General features: G+C 47.4%; 1 protein-coding gene. It reads right to left on the bottom strand.

What is annotated here, in order from left to right; translation table 11 throughout:
- Window positions 1-485: 485 nt before the first annotated feature.
- Entirely contained in the window at window positions 486-1733 is a 1248-nt protein-coding gene (locus tag PGX44_RS13845; protein WP_020311933.1) for an IS256 family transposase, read from the bottom strand.
- Window positions 1734-1823: the final 90 nt, after the last annotated feature.

The raw sequence follows: 1823 nt of genomic DNA, 5'->3' as shown, positions 1-1823 counted from the left end.
TATGGGGCATAAAGTAGATTCATGCAATACCGATTTACACAAACTATTTTACACTCCCCTCACATGTGAATATTAGGGTAATATTCCATGATCTAGATTTTCGTCGAGTGCCTCAAATGCTATCAATCAACTGATTAAAGCGAAGTTATCTAGGTCTTATAATATAAGTATTACCGATGGCTGAGAATTCAACAATAATTGAACCGGCGTTTAACTATGTAATTCTCATGCGAAATGAAATAGGTCATAATTTATTATTTTATATGACCGCATTAATGAGTTTTATTAGCAAACAATGTTTGAGTGGTGGCGTGCATCAGGATAGTGTTTTGAAGATTTTTTTGTTTATTAGTTATATTAGTGCAATGTGAACTCCTTGCAGATTAGTAGAATGATTAAGCATATGCCTAATTACTACTACATACCATAGGCAACGTTAAATATTATCAATATTAGGGTGTGTCAAGAGTTTTGTGTAAATCGATTCAATAAGCAACATCGTATTGCTGCATAAGCTGAGACATCCTGTCGTCCATGAGCAGCTGGTTCCGGACCATCGCCCAGTTTGCGACGTGACGACCCTTCCATTTTTTATAGAGCTCTTGGATGCGTAGGTAGAAAATCTTGAAGACTGCATCCTCGTTGGGGAAAGCGCCTTTCTTGGTCACTTTGCGGAAGCTAGAGTTGACGCTCTCGATGGCATTGGTCGTGTACATGATCTTGCGCACGGCACTGCCATAGTTATAGAGCTGCTCGACGTGTGAGAAATTGTTTTCCCATACGCTGACCGCGCCTGGATAAGCCTGCCAGTCGGTCTTGAACTTCTCGAATTCCTGACGGGCCTGCTTGACGTTGATGGCACCATAGATGAGCTTCAGCTGCTTCGTGAATGCACTCCACTGCTTGCGTGGGATGTAGCGGATGGAATTGCGGATGAGGTGTACGATGCAGCGCTGAACCGTGGCATGCGGGAATACAGCCTTGGCGCCTTCCTCCAATCCGCTCACGCCATCCATGGACAGGATGCCAAGATCCTTAACGCCGCGAGCCCGCAGCTCGTCGAAGATCTGCATCCAGGCATGCTTGCTCTCCGTCTCGTTGATCCAGAGGCCAAGGACATCCTTGCAGCCGTTGACGTCATAGGCAAGCATGACATAGACGGCCACCTGCTGGACGCCATACTCCGTGCGCAGCGATACGTAGATGCAGTCGACGAAAGCAAATGGATAGAACGACTGGAGCGGACGATTCCGCCATGCCTCGACCTCTTCCATGACGCAGCCTGTGATGGTGGAGATCTGTTCATGTGACATCTGGAAGCCGTAGATGTCTTCGATGGTTGCAGCGATGTCGCGTTGGCTCATGCCACGGGCATACATCGCCAGTACCTTGCCCTCGATGGACGAAACGTCGCGCTGGTGCTTCTTGATGATCTGCGGTTCAAACGTACTCTGGCGATCCCTAGGGACGCGGATAGGAACCTCGCCCAGAGAGGTCTTGAGCGTCTTGGATGAATAGCCGTTCCGGACATTGTCACCGTCTTCGGAGCGCTCATGCTTCTTATGGCCGAGATGATTTTCCATCTCACCTTTGAGCATGGACTCAAAAATGGGGCCAAAAATCTGCTTCAGGACGTCCTGTACGTCTTCCGCGCTCTTGATGTCGTAGTTGTTGAGGATTTGCTGAGCAATCTGCTCGCCTGGGGTAGTTGGTGGAGTTTTACACTTTGCCATTCTGTTACCGTCCTTATCTTTGTTTACCCCAGTATGGGGCATAAAGTAGATTCATGCAATACCGATTTACACAAACTATTTTACACTCCC

Origin of the sequence: Caecibacter sp. AF58-12pH5A (assembly GCF_027681725.1) — a bacterium.
Lineage (GTDB): Bacteria > Bacillota > Negativicutes > Veillonellales > Megasphaeraceae > Megasphaera > Megasphaera hominis.
The sequence above is the reverse complement of the archived record's forward strand: the minus strand, read 5'-3'. Positions and strand labels throughout refer to the sequence as shown.

Coding starts and splice junctions, on each gene's coding strand:
- PGX44_RS13845 (WP_020311933.1), bottom strand. CDS start 1,733: ATGGCAAAGTGTAAAACTCCACCAACTACCCCAGGCGAGCAGATTGCT.